18 protein-coding genes are annotated in these 16,512 nt (G+C 42.5%); 5 read left to right on the forward strand and 13 right to left on the reverse strand.

Going from position 1 to position 16,512, the window contains the following annotated elements:
• Positions 1-165: 165 nt before the first annotated feature.
• The 6 genes from V7K40_RS10295 to V7K40_RS10320 all read right to left on the reverse strand — a co-directional run bounded on the left by V7K40_RS10295 (position 166) and on the right by V7K40_RS10320 (position 3,939).
• Complete coding sequence (locus tag V7K40_RS10295) at positions 166-693, reverse strand: R3H domain-containing nucleic acid-binding protein (protein WP_334959133.1); 528 nt, start codon at positions 691-693, stop codon at positions 166-168.
• Positions 690-1,841, reverse strand: a complete 1,152-nt coding sequence (gene yidC, locus V7K40_RS10300) for a membrane protein insertase YidC (RefSeq protein WP_334959135.1) — start codon at positions 1,839-1,841, stop codon at positions 690-692. Before yidC ends, V7K40_RS10295 begins: the two co-directional genes overlap by 4 nt.
• A gap of 358 nt (positions 1,842-2,199) precedes the next feature.
• Positions 2,200-2,592 (reverse strand): PH domain-containing protein, encoded by a 393-nt coding sequence (locus tag V7K40_RS10305; RefSeq protein ID WP_273766163.1) that lies wholly within the window; start codon positions 2,590-2,592, stop codon positions 2,200-2,202.
• Complete coding sequence (gene rnpA / locus V7K40_RS10310) at positions 2,579-3,001, reverse strand: ribonuclease P protein component (RefSeq protein WP_334959137.1); 423 nt, start codon at positions 2,999-3,001, stop codon at positions 2,579-2,581. The genes V7K40_RS10305 and rnpA overlap by 14 nt, the downstream gene beginning before the upstream one ends.
• 25 nt (positions 3,002-3,026) lie before the next feature.
• Complete coding sequence (gene rpmH / locus V7K40_RS10315; protein WP_094327629.1) at positions 3,027-3,161, reverse strand: 50S ribosomal protein L34; 135 nt, start codon at positions 3,159-3,161, stop codon at positions 3,027-3,029.
• A 265-nt stretch (positions 3,162-3,426) separates the two neighbouring features.
• A complete protein-coding gene (locus tag V7K40_RS10320) occupies positions 3,427-3,939 on the reverse strand; it encodes a DUF2808 domain-containing protein (protein ID WP_334959139.1) in 513 nt (170 codons plus the stop codon).
• A gap of 761 nt (positions 3,940-4,700) precedes the next feature.
• Between V7K40_RS10320 and V7K40_RS10325 the strand changes: the two genes are divergently transcribed.
• From V7K40_RS10325 to V7K40_RS10340, 4 genes are all read left to right on the forward strand, one after another.
• Entirely contained in the window at positions 4,701-5,867 is a 1,167-nt protein-coding gene (locus tag V7K40_RS10325; protein ID WP_334959141.1) for a Re/Si-specific NAD(P)(+) transhydrogenase subunit alpha, read from the forward strand.
• Positions 5,868-5,899: 32 nt separating this feature from the next.
• A complete protein-coding gene (locus V7K40_RS10330; protein WP_138499926.1) occupies positions 5,900-6,193 on the forward strand; it encodes an NAD(P) transhydrogenase subunit alpha in 294 nt (97 codons plus the stop codon).
• Positions 6,190-7,596, forward strand: a complete 1,407-nt coding sequence (locus tag V7K40_RS10335) for an NAD(P)(+) transhydrogenase (Re/Si-specific) subunit beta (RefSeq protein ID WP_334959143.1) — start codon at positions 6,190-6,192, stop codon at positions 7,594-7,596. The genes V7K40_RS10330 and V7K40_RS10335 overlap by 4 nt, the downstream gene beginning before the upstream one ends.
• Positions 7,597-7,769: 173 nt before the next feature.
• Positions 7,770-8,012, forward strand: a complete 243-nt coding sequence (locus tag V7K40_RS10340; protein WP_334959145.1) for a hypothetical protein — start codon at positions 7,770-7,772, stop codon at positions 8,010-8,012.
• Positions 8,013-8,180: 168 nt separating this feature from the next.
• On the opposite strand, the gene V7K40_RS10345 is transcribed toward V7K40_RS10340, so the two are convergent.
• The 7 genes from V7K40_RS10345 to petN all read right to left on the reverse strand — a co-directional run bounded on the left by V7K40_RS10345 (position 8,181) and on the right by petN (position 14,263).
• Positions 8,181-8,324: a hypothetical protein gene (locus V7K40_RS10345; protein ID WP_334959147.1), complete on the reverse strand. Its 144-nt coding sequence runs from the start codon at positions 8,322-8,324 to the stop codon at positions 8,181-8,183.
• Between the two features lie 90 nt (positions 8,325-8,414).
• Positions 8,415-9,224: a DUF3800 domain-containing protein gene (locus V7K40_RS10350; protein ID WP_334959148.1), complete on the reverse strand. Its 810-nt coding sequence runs from the start codon at positions 9,222-9,224 to the stop codon at positions 8,415-8,417.
• Positions 9,225-9,308: 84 nt separating this feature from the next.
• Positions 9,309-9,437, reverse strand: a complete 129-nt coding sequence (locus V7K40_RS10355) for a hypothetical protein (RefSeq protein WP_334959150.1) — start codon at positions 9,435-9,437, stop codon at positions 9,309-9,311.
• Positions 9,438-9,616: 179 nt separating this feature from the next.
• Entirely contained in the window at positions 9,617-10,372 is a 756-nt protein-coding gene (locus tag V7K40_RS10360) for a hypothetical protein (protein WP_334959152.1), read from the reverse strand.
• Positions 10,373-10,709: 337 nt separating this feature from the next.
• Complete coding sequence (locus V7K40_RS10365) at positions 10,710-13,850, reverse strand: GAF domain-containing protein (protein ID WP_334959154.1); 3,141 nt, start codon at positions 13,848-13,850, stop codon at positions 10,710-10,712.
• Between the two features lie 154 nt (positions 13,851-14,004).
• Complete coding sequence (locus tag V7K40_RS10370; RefSeq protein ID WP_298909391.1) at positions 14,005-14,169, reverse strand: hypothetical protein; 165 nt, start codon at positions 14,167-14,169, stop codon at positions 14,005-14,007.
• Between the two features lie 4 nt (positions 14,170-14,173).
• Positions 14,174-14,263: a cytochrome b6-f complex subunit PetN gene (petN, locus tag V7K40_RS10375; RefSeq protein WP_012408302.1), complete on the reverse strand. Its 90-nt coding sequence runs from the start codon at positions 14,261-14,263 to the stop codon at positions 14,174-14,176.
• A gap of 351 nt (positions 14,264-14,614) precedes the next feature.
• Here petN and V7K40_RS10380 point away from each other — a divergent pair, with 351 nt between their 5' ends.
• Positions 14,615-16,501 (forward strand): ATP-binding protein, encoded by a 1,887-nt coding sequence (locus V7K40_RS10380; protein WP_334959156.1) that lies wholly within the window; start codon positions 14,615-14,617, stop codon positions 16,499-16,501.
• Positions 16,502-16,512: the final 11 nt, after the last annotated feature.

Here is a 16,512-nt window from a genome sequence, read left to right on the forward strand (position 1 = left end):
CAATTATACTGATGCTACATCTTTATTTTAGCTTTTAGGAACAAGAGAAATCTTGAAATTATATAGTTATGAGCTTTCAATTAACTCCTAACTCTGCCAATTTCGGATTTTAGATTTTCCCTTCAATCCAAAATCCAAAATTTAAAATCTAAAATTGAACAACTTCTAACCCCTAACTTCTTCCAACGAAGCTGGACGGACAACCAGATGACGATGCGGCTCTTTACCGCGACTGAAGGTTTCCAAATCTCCAAATTCCTTCAAGAAGGTATGGATTTGACGCCTTTCAGCAGAACTAAGGGATTTAATTTCCACTTCTCTACCAGAAAAGCGCACTTCATCGGCTGCTGCTTCTGCTAATGCGCGAATTTCCGCTTCTCTTTTGACCCGGTAGCCATTCAACTCAATGGTGTAAGAGGCTTGTTCCTCTTGGGGTTGGCTTAAATTAAGAACCGAATTTGCTAGATACTGAATCGCATCTAATACAGAACCATCGGCACCAATTAATACCTGGATTTGTTCTGTCGTCAAATTAGTTCGATCAATTGTCAACCAGTAGTTATCTGGTTCTGGGAAATTGTCGTCAAGAGATTGGGTAGTTTCTAAATGACCCTGAATCTGTGCAGGTATTCCAGTGAGTTCCAGCAGGGTTTTTAACCACTGCTGACCCCGCTGCATCGGAATGTTGCTCATGATCCCCCTGTCGCCTTTTTCTTAGAACTTTTCGGTTCAAATGGCAATGCCTTTTGTTCGCTGACTGCTGCTTCCTTCTCTTGAGTTTCTACGATTTTTTGCAGTTCTTCTGATAGAGGTTCGCGGGAAAGAAGATAAGTTTGTGCGGTTTGGAAAATATTACCAATCACCATATACATCAGCACCCCAGCTGGTAGGGGAAAGAACAAAAACATCCCAGAAAAGATAACTGGGGTGATTTTGTTAACTGTATCCTGCTGCGGATTGCCACCGCTGGAATTTTGCCCAGAAAGCATTTGGCTAACATAAAGGCTGATTCCAAAGAAGACGATCATGGCGACAATATCCCAGTGGATTGTACCATCTGGATCAGTTGCACCAACCCTGCCTAAAGCATCAATGAATAAAAAGCCTTTTTCTGCTGCTAGTCCAGGAATTGTTCCTTGAATGGTGACCTCTCCGGGCTGCAAGGCTTCTACATTGCCCTGGGTATCAATTTTTATCCGATCTTCACCTTTGGTGACTTTCCAATCAGGAATCAGCTTATTTTCTGGATGTTCTGCTAAGACTACCTGAAATGGTTTGCCCTGAATAGTCTGATATTGGATCTTAGTTTGTTCTCCTACCGTTAGTTTGTTACCACTGGGAAGGATTGCAGCTACTTTAACGTGTTCCCCATCTGCAACGTAAATATTTTGAGCAGCAGTGGCAAAGGCTTGCGGTTGAATTTGTTCGATTTGTTCTGCGGGAAAGATTTGCAAGTTAACGCTGTAGTTCGCACTTGCAAAAGGCGAACCCCGCAAAGTGGCAAACAGCGCTAATAAGACCGGCATTTGCACTAGTAATGGAAAACAGCCTGCTAAGGGGTTGCCAAATTCTTTTTGGACATTGACCATTTCCTCCTGCTGCTTTTGCGGTTCATCCTTATACCGCTCTTTGATTGCTGCCATCCGCTTCTGCATCAGAGGTTGTACAATCCGCATTTTCCGCATGTTGCGAATTGAGCCAGCACTCAGGGGATAGAGCGCGAAGCGGACTATCAATGTCAAAGCAACGATCGCTAATCCGTAGCTAGGCACAATACCATAGAAAAAATCTATGATTGGCAGCATCACGTTGTTCGAGAGAAAGCCGATACCAAAATCCATTATTCTGAATTCAACCTGAGGTACTGTAAACTGACTGAATCTAATTTATCTAAATGATCATTTATCGGCGACTATCCTTGACTACGGATAGCCGCACATTTAAATGAGGCATGGGGGAGCCACTGCGGTCTTCTCCCTACAGCCCTTTGGGCATCCTACGGCAGGCGTTAGCCTCTCACGAATGGGAGAAGGGGAGACGCCAAAGGCGAACGAGCGTCTGGGGTCTGCCCAAGTGGAGCAAGTGGCGTCATGGGGCATGGTGTATGATTCTTCTCTCTCATTTTTTTCTACTTCCCGGCAGTTGCTACAACCGAGGAACCCGCGCAACCCACTGCCTCCCCTGCTTCCCCTAATCCCATCACTTATTGGCAGTGCTGCTATATTCGGGATTTTTCGCAGCTATTCTTTCATTAATATAGTCATAGACTTCCCGAAATTTGGGAATTGCACGCAATTCTAGACGACTCCCATTTCTTAGAGTTAGCACCATATCTCCCCATAAGCCAATGCCACGGGGGATTGTGACAACTTTGACAATTTCTGAGTAAATTATGTCAGTGCGATCGCGCCCCTGCCAACCTCCCGTCACGGTAATTCGGCGATCGGTGATGCGGAAACGCAGCCACAATGCCCTGACAATTGCCCCAACTGTTAATGGTATGCCAACGACAGTTAACCCTATCAGCAGGTTGATAATCAAATCCCCAATATGGGGTCCACCTTCATAATAAACATCTTCACGAATTCCCATCGAACACCTCGGCTTGTGCCAACAACTGCTCTAATTCTTGCAGAAATTGTGGGCTTACGCACTTAGATTCTGCTGCTGTGGGTTTGACAATGAGCACTAGCCGCCATCCTGGTGATAATTTGGGCAGCAAGTTGTGCAAAGCAGCAGTAATTTGCCGTTTGATTCGGTTGCGAACCACTGCCCTTTTGCTGACTTTTGTGCTAATGGAAATGCCAATTCGCGTGCTGGCAAGATGTGCTGAGTCAGTTGCTTGTGTAGTCTGAGTAGCAGTGGCCAAAGAAGGTTTTGTTAAACACAACGGCTTTAAGGCTCTCAATGTTAAATAAGAACCATGACGCCGAATTCCTTCCCGGAAAACTGCCTGGAAATCCTTGCGAGATTTTAGCCGATTTGCTTTGGGCAAAGCCACAGATGCTCTTTTAGCTGAATATGGCCTAAACGCTCAGACGGTGACGTCCCTTTCTTCTCCTGGCGCTAATCACGTTTCTGCCATCTGGTGTCCGCATTCTGGCGCGAAAACCAGAGGTTCTTTTTCTCTTACGGCTAGTACCGCCTAGTGTCCTTTTCATACTGTTCTCCTCTTAGGTGATTTTTTTTAAAAACTCACAATCTCTAATTGTATCACTTTATTAGGGAATTGGGGATTAGGCAATTCAATTTTGGATTGACGATAGCGAGTGAGACGCTCTTGGACTCCCTCTCCTCTTCGCTATCGAGCGTCTTTTGGATTAAATTTCAATTCTTAATCCAAAATCGTTCGACTGAGCGTAGCCGTTTGCGTAGCGTTCCGCAGGAAAGTCTAAAATCTAAAATTCTTACTCCCCGCTCCCAAGCTTAATTGATGCTTAAAATCCATGTTCCCATGTAGCGTAGTAGTGGCACATCGCCAGGAGAGAGCACTTGACAGTTAAAGTAGTAAACTCCGCCGAAGGCTGGGTTTTTCACGTTAGATAAGACTACCTCAACTGCGCTACCCGCTGGCACCGGGTCTTGGGGAAAAATATTAATCAGCTTACCTTCTTTGTCCCATTTCACCTCAGAAAGCGGAACTGCTTTGCCTTTGACTCGGACTTCAATTTTTTTCTGGTCAAAAGTTCCTTTGTAATAATCAGGGTAGGTAATGGCAAATTGACCAACTGCCAATTTCATTCTTTTGGCTGGAATCCTCAATATGTATCGATCCCAACCATTAGCTTGTCCACCAAAATCTAACCGAAAGGGCAGTTGATTTTCGCTTTTGACGCCGCTAAAGAGCGTAAATCCAGGTAAACTTTGCGCCCAAGTCAGGGCTGGAAATCCAGTCACTAAACAGCTAGTCACGGCTAAAGCGGAAAGTAAACGTCGCATAATTGGGCTTCCTCTACCAAAATATAAATTTGTTATCTAAATAACCGTGTGTTAGTATTCGTTACTAAAGTTTACTACTCACTTCCTGACAATTGACGTTCAGTAACAACAAAAAGTGCCATCCTCCCTGAGGTTTGGGCGACAGTAAAATTACTTAGTTATCAATTTAACGTATAATTAATTTACTTCATTACCCTTACAGAGTGCTGATTTGATGACTAGGCTGGTCAAATTTGGAACTAAATAGAAACACAGTTGGGATTGGATTGTGTTTCCAAATATGTATAAGTGTATCTAAATTTGATAATTTTGTGATAAAAATTGAGGCGTGCCATCAGCGATCGCCAGTTAACTTGGGCTAAATTGATTAAAATGAGTTTGAATCAAAGTCGTAATCATTAAAATTTGATTTGGAAATTATAAAGCTTTCAAAATTGGGTCAATATTACTCTATAAGAAAGGAATACCAAAATTTCTCAATCACGAAAATAAGCTGAAGATAAAGATGCAAAATTTGGGAATCAATCTAGGATGTGCAATACGTAACCCTGTTTGCAACTATCTGAAAATATGACATCTGCGAGCGGCAAAGTCATGCTTTGCCTGGACAGCTAAGAGTGGGAGAGGAAAGTTTCAAGGTTCAATCTACAAGTAAAAGTCATAGCTGATGTTCCTGCCTAAGTACTATAGAGTGCGGGATATCCCTCATTTAGACAATCGCTTACTTGGCAAAGATTAGGTATTTATCTTCAGGAGATTTCATGAGAATAGCAGTTGCTAAAGAAATTGAAGTTTGTGAACGTCGTGTAGCATTAATTCCTGACACCGTTGCTCGATTGGTAAAACAAGGTTTGGAAGTCTGGGTAGAAGCGGGTGCAGGAGAGCGATCTTTTTTCAATGATACTGACTATGAAGCAGCAGGAGCCACAATAATCAGCGATACTGCCAAATTATGGGGCGAAACAGATATTCTGCTGAAAGTCAGCCCACCGCAAGAGCGAGAAGATGGACGCTCAGAAATTGACTTGTTAAAAGAAGGAGCAGTATTAGTCAGTTTCCTCAATCCTTTGGGAAATCCTGTTGTGGCGCAGCAACTAGCAAATCGGAAAGTCACAGCCTTGAGTATGGAAATGATTCCCCGTACTACCAGGGCGCAAAGTATGGATGCTTTGTCCTCGCAAGCTTCATTAGCAGGTTATAAGGCAGTATTAATTGCCGCAGCGGCATTGCCGAAATATTTTCCGATGTTAACCACAGCCGCAGGTACGATCGCTCCAGCCAAAGTATTTATTATGGGCGCTGGTGTAGCCGGATTGCAAGCGATCGCCACCGCTAGACGTTTGGGAGCAGTAGTAGAAGCCTTTGATATCCGTCCCGCCGTTAAAGAAGAAGTGCAAAGCTTAGGGGCAAAATTCGTTGAAGTCAAATTAGAGGAAGAAACCGTCGCCGCAGGTGGTTACGCCAAGGAAATTTCTGAAGCGAGCAAACAACGTACCCAAGAAGTTGTCGCCGAACACGTCAAAAATTCTGATGTTGTAATTACCACCGCCCAAGTCCCTGGGAGACAAGCACCACGGTTAGTTACAGAAGAGATGGTGGCACAAATGAAACCAGGTTCGGTGATTGTGGATTTGGCTGCTGACCAGGGTGGTAACTGCGCCTGCACCGAACCCGGCAAAGATATTGTGTGGAACGGCGTGACAATTATCGGCCCCATCAATCTCCCATCATCGATGCCAATTCATGCCAGCCAATTGTATGCCAAGAACGTAACTTCGTTGATGCAACTGCTAATTAAAGACAAAGCTTTGCAGGTTGACTTTAGCGACGACATCGTTGATGCAGCTTGCGTTACCCACGCAGGTGAAATTCGCAATCAACGCGTGCAGGATGCGCTACAAGCTTTGAGCGGCGTTGGAGCAGGTTAGTAGCCAAATATACCATAAGGAGTTTTGATTTCATGACAGAGGCATTACTTGCTGCTTTGTTTGTATTTGTTTTGGCATCTTTTATCGGCTTTGAAGTCATCAACAAAATACCACCGACTCTACACACGCCCTTAATGTCAGGCTCAAACGCGATTTCTGGCATTTCGGTACTTGGGGCAATAGTGGCCTCAGGTGCTAGAGAAACAACTGTGTCAGTGATTCTCGGTTTAATTGCTGTAGTACTAGCTACAGTCAACGTTGTAGGTGGCTTTCTAGTCACAGATAGAATGCTGCAAATGTTCAAGAAAAAGGAGATTAAGGCGTGAGCGACTTTTTACCAACTGGCATTCAGCTGACATATTTAGTCGCTGCATCCTTATTCATTTTTGGTTTGAAAAAGCTGGGATCACCAGCTACAGCGCGAAACGGTAATGTGATTGCATCTGTGGGAATGCTGCTGGCAATTGTGGCGACAATGCTAGATCAGCATGTGTTGAACTACGAGATGATATTGTTGGGTTTGGCGATTGGATCGGGAATTGGGGCGATCGTTGCCTACAAAGTCCAAATGACCGAAATGCCCCAAATGGTGGGTTTACTCAATGGTTTAGGCGGTGCAGCTTCGGCATTAGTCGCTGTTGCGGAATTCTGGCGCTTATTGGATTCTGGCGCACCCGTACCCTTAGATGTGAACATTTCCATGCTGTTGGACGTGTTAATCGGTGGTGTTACCTTCACAGGTAGTTTTCTAGCCTTTGCGAAATTGCAAGGTTTAATCAGTGGTTCCCCCATAACATTTCCTTTTCAGCAACCATTTAACCTCTTACTTCTAGGTGCTTATTTGGTAGGCAGTGCCTATTTAATCATTACACCAGATAGCTTACCCATATTCTTAGGAGTCGTAGCTGTTTCCTTAGTGCTGGGTGTAATGTTCGTCATCCCCATTGGTGGCGGCGATATGCCAGTGGTAATTTCGCTGTTGAACTCGTTGTCAGGTGTGGCGGCGGCGGCGGCGGGATTTGTGGTGATGAACAATATGTTAATCATCGCTGGCGCATTGGTGGGAGCATCTGGCTTAATTCTTACCGAGATTATGTGTAAGGCGATGAACCGCTCCTTATTTAGTGTGCTGTTCAGCGCTTTTGGTACAGGATCTACTTCTGGTGGTGCTGCTGCTAGTGGTAGTGCGATCGATCAAACCGTTCGCAGCATCGATCCCGAAGAAGGGGCGATGATGTTGGGTTATGCCCGTTCTGTGGTAATTGTGCCTGGTTATGGTATGGCAGTTGCCCAAGCGCAACATAGCGTCCGGGAATTGTCAGATCAGCTAGAACGGATGGGCGTTGATGTCAAGTATGCCATTCACCCCGTTGCTGGGAGAATGCCAGGACACATGAATGTGTTGCTAGCAGAGGCAAATGTGCCTTATACTCAGCTTCACGACATGGAAGATATTAATCCTCAGTTTGAGCAAGCGGATGTGGCTTTAGTAATTGGGGCAAATGATGTGGTAAATCCGGCAGCGCGGAGTGATGCAAATAGCCCAATTTATGGTATGCCAATTTTGGAAGTAGATCGGGCGAAGCAGACGATTGTAATTAAGCGCGGGATGAGTACGGGTTTTGCCGGTGTAGATAATGAGTTGTTCTACAAGGATAAAACTACGATGCTTTTTGGTAGTGCGAAGGATATGGTGGCGAAGTTGGTTTCGGAAGTGAAGCAACTTTAACGAACTGCGTTCATAACGCTTTTTGCACACAAGGTGCGAAGAAAAAAAGAATTAGCAATTGGGCTTGCTTTGGGAATTTGTTATTTCCAAGGCAAGTTTTTTAGTCAAAAATAATTCTTATATCTGCTATTTTATAGTACAAATGTTTTATATTCTCCATTAGGAGGTTTAATATGGATAAAAACTCTATTCGCTTTACCTCGCTACAATACCCAGGAAAAATAATGAACAAACAACATTATTCACTATTTAGCCCAACTTTTTGGGCTACACCAGCAAATCAACAAAAACTAGAGGAAGAAACTCAAACAAGAAGTAACGAGTTAGCAAAAGAGCATGAAAGGAGACTGCACGATTATGAAATGACACTGAATGCTATTCACTTAGCAGTATTATATACACGAAGAATGGAGTAACCACACAATTCCCTATTTGGATAATAAAATCTAGCTACGCCAACACAAAAACCAGAACAATAAACTCAAAGAAGAACCCAAGAATTAAACAAGGAGTTTTGGTTTGTGAAAAAAAGCGAAGCGATTGCTCCCCTTCTTCGTCTGTGTCTTCTGCGCCTCTGCGATTAGTTAAAAAAAGCGATCGCCTGCAAAATCTTTACCATGCGATCGCTCCTTCTCTTCCTCTGTGTCCTCTGCGCCTCTGCGGTTCGTTAAAATGAGCGATCGCACCTCCAAATTTCCATTAAGTGGTTCTGAGTTGACAATCAGCAAGTTTGAAGATATTATAGTGATTAGGCACAGCCTGGGGGTAGTCGTATGACTGCCGCATCACAAACCGCTAACAAGGCGGTTTTGTTGTTTTTAGGGGTTGTCAAAGCAATAGTACTTAATTCCTAATGTATTAATCTGATTCTGTGTCAAGTGACAATCGACAAGGAGATCAGCATTTTTGAGGGACAAAAATGCTTGGTTATCGGGATTGTCTTTGCTACGAACGATGGGATACAAACACAAATCAGCAATCTGCATAATTGCGTTTGCCTTCGTCTTACTATCTATTCCACGTAGTGTGGTTGATAAATCTTCAGTAGATAAAGGTGAATATTTATCCGATCTATTAGCATCAAAAGGATGTCCTTTTGCTCTTAAATCATGAAAGTATTGCTTAAGTAAAGTATCTTCGTTTTTTCCTGCGGCTTCAAAATAAACCATTAGACTACCATTATTTATTCCAGCATACTTGGCACTACGTTCAACTACAATAGAGAATGCACTTCTCATCATCTCCCAGGTTTCCTCACCATACTTTTCAAGATAACGATTGAGATATCCTTGACGAGACACTATGCAGGCATGAACAATTATTGGACAACTAATGATAGTAAGTGTCAAGTCTTCCAAAAATTTATCTTGCTCTGGTTTTTGAAGCTTACCTAACCAAGCAAAGCCTTTTTTTCGAGAGCGTATTTCATTACCGTGCAAGGGTTGTTCTAGAGGAATAGACCAGCGACTTTTGAACTCTGATATTAATTGTTTAATTATTTGCTCATCGTTCCTTTTGATTAAGACACCACCCATAGCAAAGAAGGGATATTGGTCTTTAGGGTCTGGCTTTGGACTTCCAGAATCATCAATGTATATAGCAAATTCACATATATATTTTTCATTCATTGGTAGAATATTTGTTGCAAAATAATTAAATTAACTAACCGTATTATATTTTTTTCTTGCTATATATCAACAAGCGATCGCCACTCACCCACCAAAATGTGATCGCTTTATATTACTAATGGTAGTGAAATTATGATAAGTGATCGCCTGTAAAAATCTCCACAGTGTGTAGGCGTTCGCGTAGCGTTCCGCAGGAGAGCCCGTCAAAGGCATCGCCTTTTCTTCCTTTGTGTCTTTGTGGTTCGTTAATAAATAATTTGGTAACTGAAATAAACCAGTTGTAAGACGCGAAAACGTAGTAATGTAATTATACAAAACACCCCACTCCACATTAGCCTCAGCCAAAGTGAAATGAGGTGCTTTTATTATCGGTAATTAAACAGACTTTAAAATTAATCCAATGACTTGCCAGCTTTACTTAGAAGCTTACCCAATCTTTGAATTGGCCCCTTAAATCCCCTTGGGGCTTCAGTTGCAGCTTGTTGAGTTTGTTCGCCCAGTTTCGTCAGCACTTCGGCAAAGTCAGTACCTTTGGCGGTTTTGCGCTTCAAAAGTTGCTTAAGTTCTTTAAGTCCATTAGCAACTTCTTGGAGATTCTCGTTTTCAGACTTATGCAATAAGGTGTACCACGTATCAATCGCACCTTGCGCCGCCTCAGGTTCAATTTTAGTCAAGTCTCCTTCAAGGGTTTCTATTACTGATTCTATGTGTTCAATCTGTTCGTGGTCTTCCGCCTTACCTAGTGAAACACCTATATTGCGAAGTTGCTTACCCAACTTCTGTAACGGAGTTTTTAGTTCCTTATCAGTATCAGAAGCGACATTACCTGTTTGCTCACCAACTTCAGTTAGCACTTCACCAATTTCATGACCTGTGGCCTTACCACTTTTCACCAGTTGCTTGAGTTGCTTAAGGTTATCGGCAATTTCTTTGATTTCTGGCTCTTTAGCTTTGTGTAAATAAGTATACCACTCCTCGATTAAGCCAGTAGCAGTTTCGCTATCAAGAGCAGTCAAGTCTCCTTCTAATGCAGAAAGAAGTGAATCTAAATCCAAGTTATCAGCTTTATCAGCTTTTTTAGCTGCTGTGCTTTCTTTCTTGGCAGCAGTCTCCCCTTGTTTACTATTGGATTTTTGTTGAGAACTCATGGTGTAATTTCCGTAACAAAATTAAATAAGTGTACAGGTATCACTTTATAAAGACTCTACGGAATTGCCCTCATTCTTAGGTAAGACTTACGCACTATATAAATCTATAATTATGTATATTAATAAGAATCAAACTTTTCAGACCTTTAGTGAAAGCCCAACAACTAGTATTCACTTTTTCTGTAAGCTTTTCTACAGAGTAGCTGTTCTCCAAGCTAGGGGCTGATTGTAGCATAGGTGTAAAAGTACTAATAAATATTTCTACCTTTGAGCGAAATATAAAAAAATTATCGTCGTCTGACAGTGCTGTGTTGGGCTTGGAGTTCTTCTAGCTAACTCACAGTTTGCTCGGAATTTGGATACAGAACTCAGAGCCGTTACCAAGTTCAGAAACATACTTGAGTTGGCCGCCGTGTTTTTCTACAATAATTTGATAACTAATAGATAGACCTAAACCAGTACCTTTACCAGGTTCCTTTGTAGTAAAGAAAGGTTCAAAAATGCGCGATCGCATAATCTCTGGAATCCCACAACCATTGTCGCCAATCCAAATAAGAATAGTATTCCCTTCTATAACTTCTGTACGAATCCAAATTTTAGGATTGTCAATTATTTTTCCACTAGTTACTGAGTTTTCCAGTGCATCGATCGCATTGTTGAGAATATTCATAAACACCTGATTTATCTGGGCTGCATAGCAGACTAATGGGGGCAATTCACCATATTGCTTAACTACCTCAATAGCAAAAGAATTAGTCTGTGATTGCAGTCGATTTTGTAAAATTAGCAAAGTACTGTCGATGCCTTCATGTAGGTCAACGGGCTTCATTCCTGCTTCGTCAAGTCGAGAAAAACTTCGTAATGACAAGACTAATCTAGAAATTCGCTCTGCCCCCATCTTCATTGAAGTCAGAGTTTTGGGCAAGTCATTACTAATGAAATCTAAATCCAGTGCTGCTGCTTGTTTTTGAATTTCTCCTGTTGTCTTAGGATACTGTTTCTGATAGAGGCCCAGTATTTTAAATAAATTTTCGGCATGTTCAGTAACATAAGTGATGTTACCGTAAATGAAACTAATCGGGTTGTTAATTTCATGTGATACACCAGCAACTAACTGCCCTAAGCCTGCCATTTTCTCACTTTGAATCAACTGGCTCTGAGTGTGCTGTAATTCTTTAAGAGTCTGGGTGAGTTCTTCTTTTTGACGTTGAGTTTGTTCGAGTAATTCCGCTTGCTGAAGTCCTACCCCTAACTGAATACCAATCTGCATCAGCAAATCTACCTCATCTTCTTGCCAATCACGGGGTTTGATATTTTGATAAGCTGCTAGTAATCCCCAAAGTTTCTCACCCTGAAAAATTGGCACAATCATATATGCCCTAGCCTCCATTAGCTCGATCAGGGTAATATAAGGAATAGAATCATCACTGCTGTAAATATCCTTAATAACAAGAGTTTTACTATTAGCAAAATCTCCGCTTTGGGTTTCTTGCAGGTAATTACCTGAGGCAGCTACGCCCGTCGTAGACATTGCAGGTACAATTTCCCTTACTGGTGTCCAACCTGGGGCTAAAGACTCAGCAACAAATTCGCCACTCCAATCAGCGCGGAATCGATAGATTGTCACTCGATCAACTTCCAATAACCGCCGGACTTCTTCTGTACTGGTGGCAAAGATGGTATCAATATCAAGAGACTGGCGAATTTTCTCCACGGTTGCGGCTAAAGCCTTCTCTCTTTCGGCTGCTTTCCGTTCTCGTGCAGCAGCTTGAGCCAGTTTTTGGGTCTGCACATGCATCTGTTTCAAGGACTCAGCTTGCTGTAATGCTACCCCCAATTGGACACCAACTTGTGCCAATAAGTTGATTTCCTCATCTTGCCAATAACGGGGCTGGGAGTTTTGATAAGCGACTAGCAATCCCCACAGCTTTTCGCCCTGAGAAATTGGTACAAAAATTTCATTTCGTGCATACTTACCCGCTTTGGTTCCCTGCACTAGAACGCTTTCTGTGACAGGCTGCGGCTTAACCAGTGGCATCCAGCCATCAACAATCGAATCAGCCACAAATTCGCCACTCCAGTCAGGATAAAAGCGGTAAATTGCGACTCGTTCCACTTCTAATAGCCGACGGACTTCTTGAGTAGTCGTTTTAAATATGGCTTCAATTTCAAGTGACTGACGAATTTTTTCTATGGTGTTCGCCAACGCCCTTTGCCTTTGGGCAGCTTTGCTAATCTCTGCTGCTTGGATTTGCATTTGTTGGATAAATTCCGCTTGCTGCAAAGCCACACCTAGTTGGGTGCCAACTTGGGTGAGCAAGTAAACCTCATCTTTTTGCCAATCACGGGTTCTGGCGTTTTGGTATACTGCTAGCAAACCCCAGAGCTTCTGACCATGGTAAATGGCAATGATCACATAAGCTCTTGCTTGATATATTTCTAAGATTTTAATGTAGCAATCGCTAAAGCCTGCACTGTAAATATCATTACAAATCCGGTATACTTCAGAACTGCTGAAGCTACCACCCTCTGTATCTTGTAAGTAGGTATCAGCCACTGGGGGTTTAGCTAAATCTTTGGTGCTACATTCGCTGATGTTTTCATTCAATTCCGGCCGCTGCAACTGCTCATGCATCAGGGAGATCCAACCCTCTGCCACTGATTCAAACACAAATTCACCACTCCAATCGGGATTGAAGCGATAAATACCCACGCGGTCAGCATTTAGCAACCGCCTAAGTTCTGCGGTGGTTGTGTGGAAAATGCTTTCCAAGTCTAGGAATTGACGAATTTTCTCAATAGTTATGGCTATGGTTTTTTGCCATTCGGCTGCTTTTTCTCTAGCTTTTGCTTGTGCTAGTTGTGCCGATTGTAGTTTTACTTGTTCCAGGTAATCTGCTTGCTGCAAAGCAACTCCTAGATGTTCAGCAATAAGTTGCACAAACTCAATTTCTGATACTTCCCATTGCCGAGGACTACTACATTGATGAATACACAGCAATCCCCATAAATTTTTACCTTTGATCAAGGGGGCAGCTATATTGGCACGTACTTGGAATCTTTCTAGCATCTGGACGTGACAATCACTGACACTAGCTTGATATATATCAGCCATTGCTTTAATCCGACCTTGCTGATATAGTCCAGCAAACTCCGTAGCAAAGCAGTGGTCGCGTAGTTTGGCTGCTAGTGTCGAACCCCATTCTTCTCCCACATCTTCATAGATAAATTCCCCTTCCGATGCCAAATCAGGATAAAAACGAAACACACTAACCCGATCGGTTTTCAGAAGCTGACGTACTTCAGTGACTGTAATTTTGAAGATAGCGTCTATGTCTAGAGACTCGCGAATGCGGGCAATAACTCCAGACAAGGCTTTTTGTTGCTCATTCTGATGCAGGGAGAATGTCATATCTGAATGAGATTTTTGCTGTTCTGAATTTGGTTGTATGGGTTGAATAGTAGAGGAGTTTTCCATTCCCAGTGGGACTTAAAATATTGAAAGTCTTCTATCTTATGATTCCCGCAGCGATCGCAAAGGTAACAGTTATTTCCTTTAAATGCCAGATAAAACAGTGTAGGGGCACGATAATATCGTGTCCCTACAAAAACATTTTTTAACTACGAGAAAATTATCGCCGCTTGGGAGTGGCGCTGCGGCTAGTGCGTTTTTCTTCATCTCGGCGACGGCGATCGCGCCAATCTGCCAGGGTCAAATAACCAATACCACCAGTGACTACAACCAGCAGCACTACAGCAAATAAAGCCAAAATACTCAAAAATGGACTTTCCACCATGCCTCTACAGTCCGTTACGTCCCCAAACTACCATTGCAATTGACCAAGTGAACACAACTAACAGTGATACCCAACCTAGTGTCAAAATCTCCATAGTCCCAGTTTTCAAATAATTACAAAAGGTTTCTAATATTTATCATACAGGGATTGGGCAGGCTGAGATTTTTTTCTCAATGAGATTGTAAGTTTTGCAGGCGATATTTAAGACGGGCTATGACGCTCGTTCGCGTAGCGTGTCGCAGACAAGACTCGCTAACGCTTCTCTACGAGACGCTGCGCGAACGCTATCGGCGTCGCAAACCAGACACCATCTTTTCTTGATACCCTAGTACTTTACGTAATAATAAAAACTAATATAAAAAAGTGGCGATCGCGCTTTTGTCTTGATGTTTTGGGAATACTAAGGTTATCGGTCTACATTTCAAATCCAGCAACCTCTAGTATTATGCCGACATTTTTCAACTATCCTTTCCACTCTAACGGTTTTATTCCCCACGGACATTGTTATCTCTGGCAAACTGGATTAGTTTGGCTCCATATTATTTCTGATGCCACGATCGCTCTTGCCTATTATTCTATTCCCTTCCTACTGATTTACTTTATTTCCAAGCGCAAAGACGTTCCTTTCAATGGAGTCTTTTTATTATTTGGTGCTTTTATCATTGCCTGCGGTACTGGACACTTGATGGACATTTGGACGCTTTGGTATCCAGACTATTGGATTGCAGGTAGTTTAAAAGCTTTAACTGCCATTATTTCGATATATACGGCATTTGCGCTATTTTATCTCATACCTCAAGCTTTGACACTACCCAGCCCAGCCCAGTTAGAAGCTATCAATCGAGTGCTTTCAACTGAAATTGTCGAGCGCAAGCGCATCGAGAAACAACTACGCTTTGCAGAAGAAGTCGCTCAAAACTCCAGTCAAGCCAAGAGTGAATTTCTTGCCAATATGAGTCATGAACTACGCACACCCCTTAACGGCATCCTGGGCTTTACACAAATCCTCCAACGCACAGAATCTTTGACCGAGAAAGGACGCAAAGGAGTTGGGGTTATTTATCAATGTGGTTCCCATCTACTAACTCTAATTAATGATGTCCTGGATCTCTCGAAGATAGAAGCTCGCAAATTAGAATTGCATGCTGTTGATTTCTACTTGCCTGCCTTTATAGATAGTGTGACTGAAATGTGCCGCATCCGGGCAGAACAAAAGGTGATCGCATTTCTCGTCGAACTCGATCCTGATTTGCCAACGGGCATTCATGCTGATGAAAAACGCTTGCGGCAAGTACTGATTAACTTGCTTGGTAATGCCATTAAATTTACTCATCAAGGCAGTGTCACCTTCAAAGTTCAGGTCATTGGCCAAGAATCAAATGCCAATGGACAGACTAACTACAAAATTCGCTTTCAAGTAATAGATACCGGCACGGGTATAACCCCTGAACAAGCCGAGAAAATCTTCCAGCCCTTTGAGCAAGTGGGAAATCAAAAACAACAATCTGAAGGTACAGGCTTGGGATTAGCAATCAGCCAAAAAATTGTTTTGTTGCTCGGTGGTCAAATTCAGGTAGAAAGTGAATTTGGTAAAGGTAGCACTTTTTGGTTTGAGGCAAAATTACCAGAATCTAAAGACTGGGCAAAGGTTTCCAGAGTGGTTGAGCAGGGAACTATTATTGATTATCAAGGACAAAGGCGCACCATTTTGGTTGCAGATGACAGATGGGAAAACCGATCAGTAATTGTAAATTTATTAGAGCCAGTTGGGTTTACTGTTGTAGAAGCTAGTCAGGGTGAGGAAGCATGGGAACAGGCTCTCGCCCACAAACCAGACTTGATTATCACTGACCTAGTGATGCCTATATTGGATGGATTTGAATTGATAAATCGTTTGCGTGAGTCTGGGCAATTTAAAGAGATTCCGATCATCGCTTCCTCAGCCAGTGTGTTTGCAATTGACCAGCATAAGAGTATTGATGTAGGTGCAAATGTATTTCTACCAAAACCTGTTGAAGCGGAAACGCTTCTAGAAATGCTACGACAATTTTTGCAACTAGAATGGATTTTTGATGGTAAGGTAGACGCCATTAAAAAAACCTATACAGGTGGTTTGGATCAACCCAATGAGATGATTTATCCTGCCAAAGAGGTTTTACAACAGTTACTCGAACTAGCACAAGACGGGGATATTCAAAGTATTTTAGAAATAACTCAGCAACTTTCTGTAGCTGATGAGCAATTAAGCGCTTTTACCCAGCAAATCACCCAGCTTGCTAGTAATTTTCAACTAAAACGTTTGGAAACTTTTATTCAACAATATCTCAATTAATTGGAGTTAAA

The organism is Nostoc sp. (assembly GCF_036917195.1).
In the GTDB taxonomy this organism is placed as follows: Bacteria; Cyanobacteriota; Cyanobacteriia; order Cyanobacteriales; family Nostocaceae; genus Nostoc.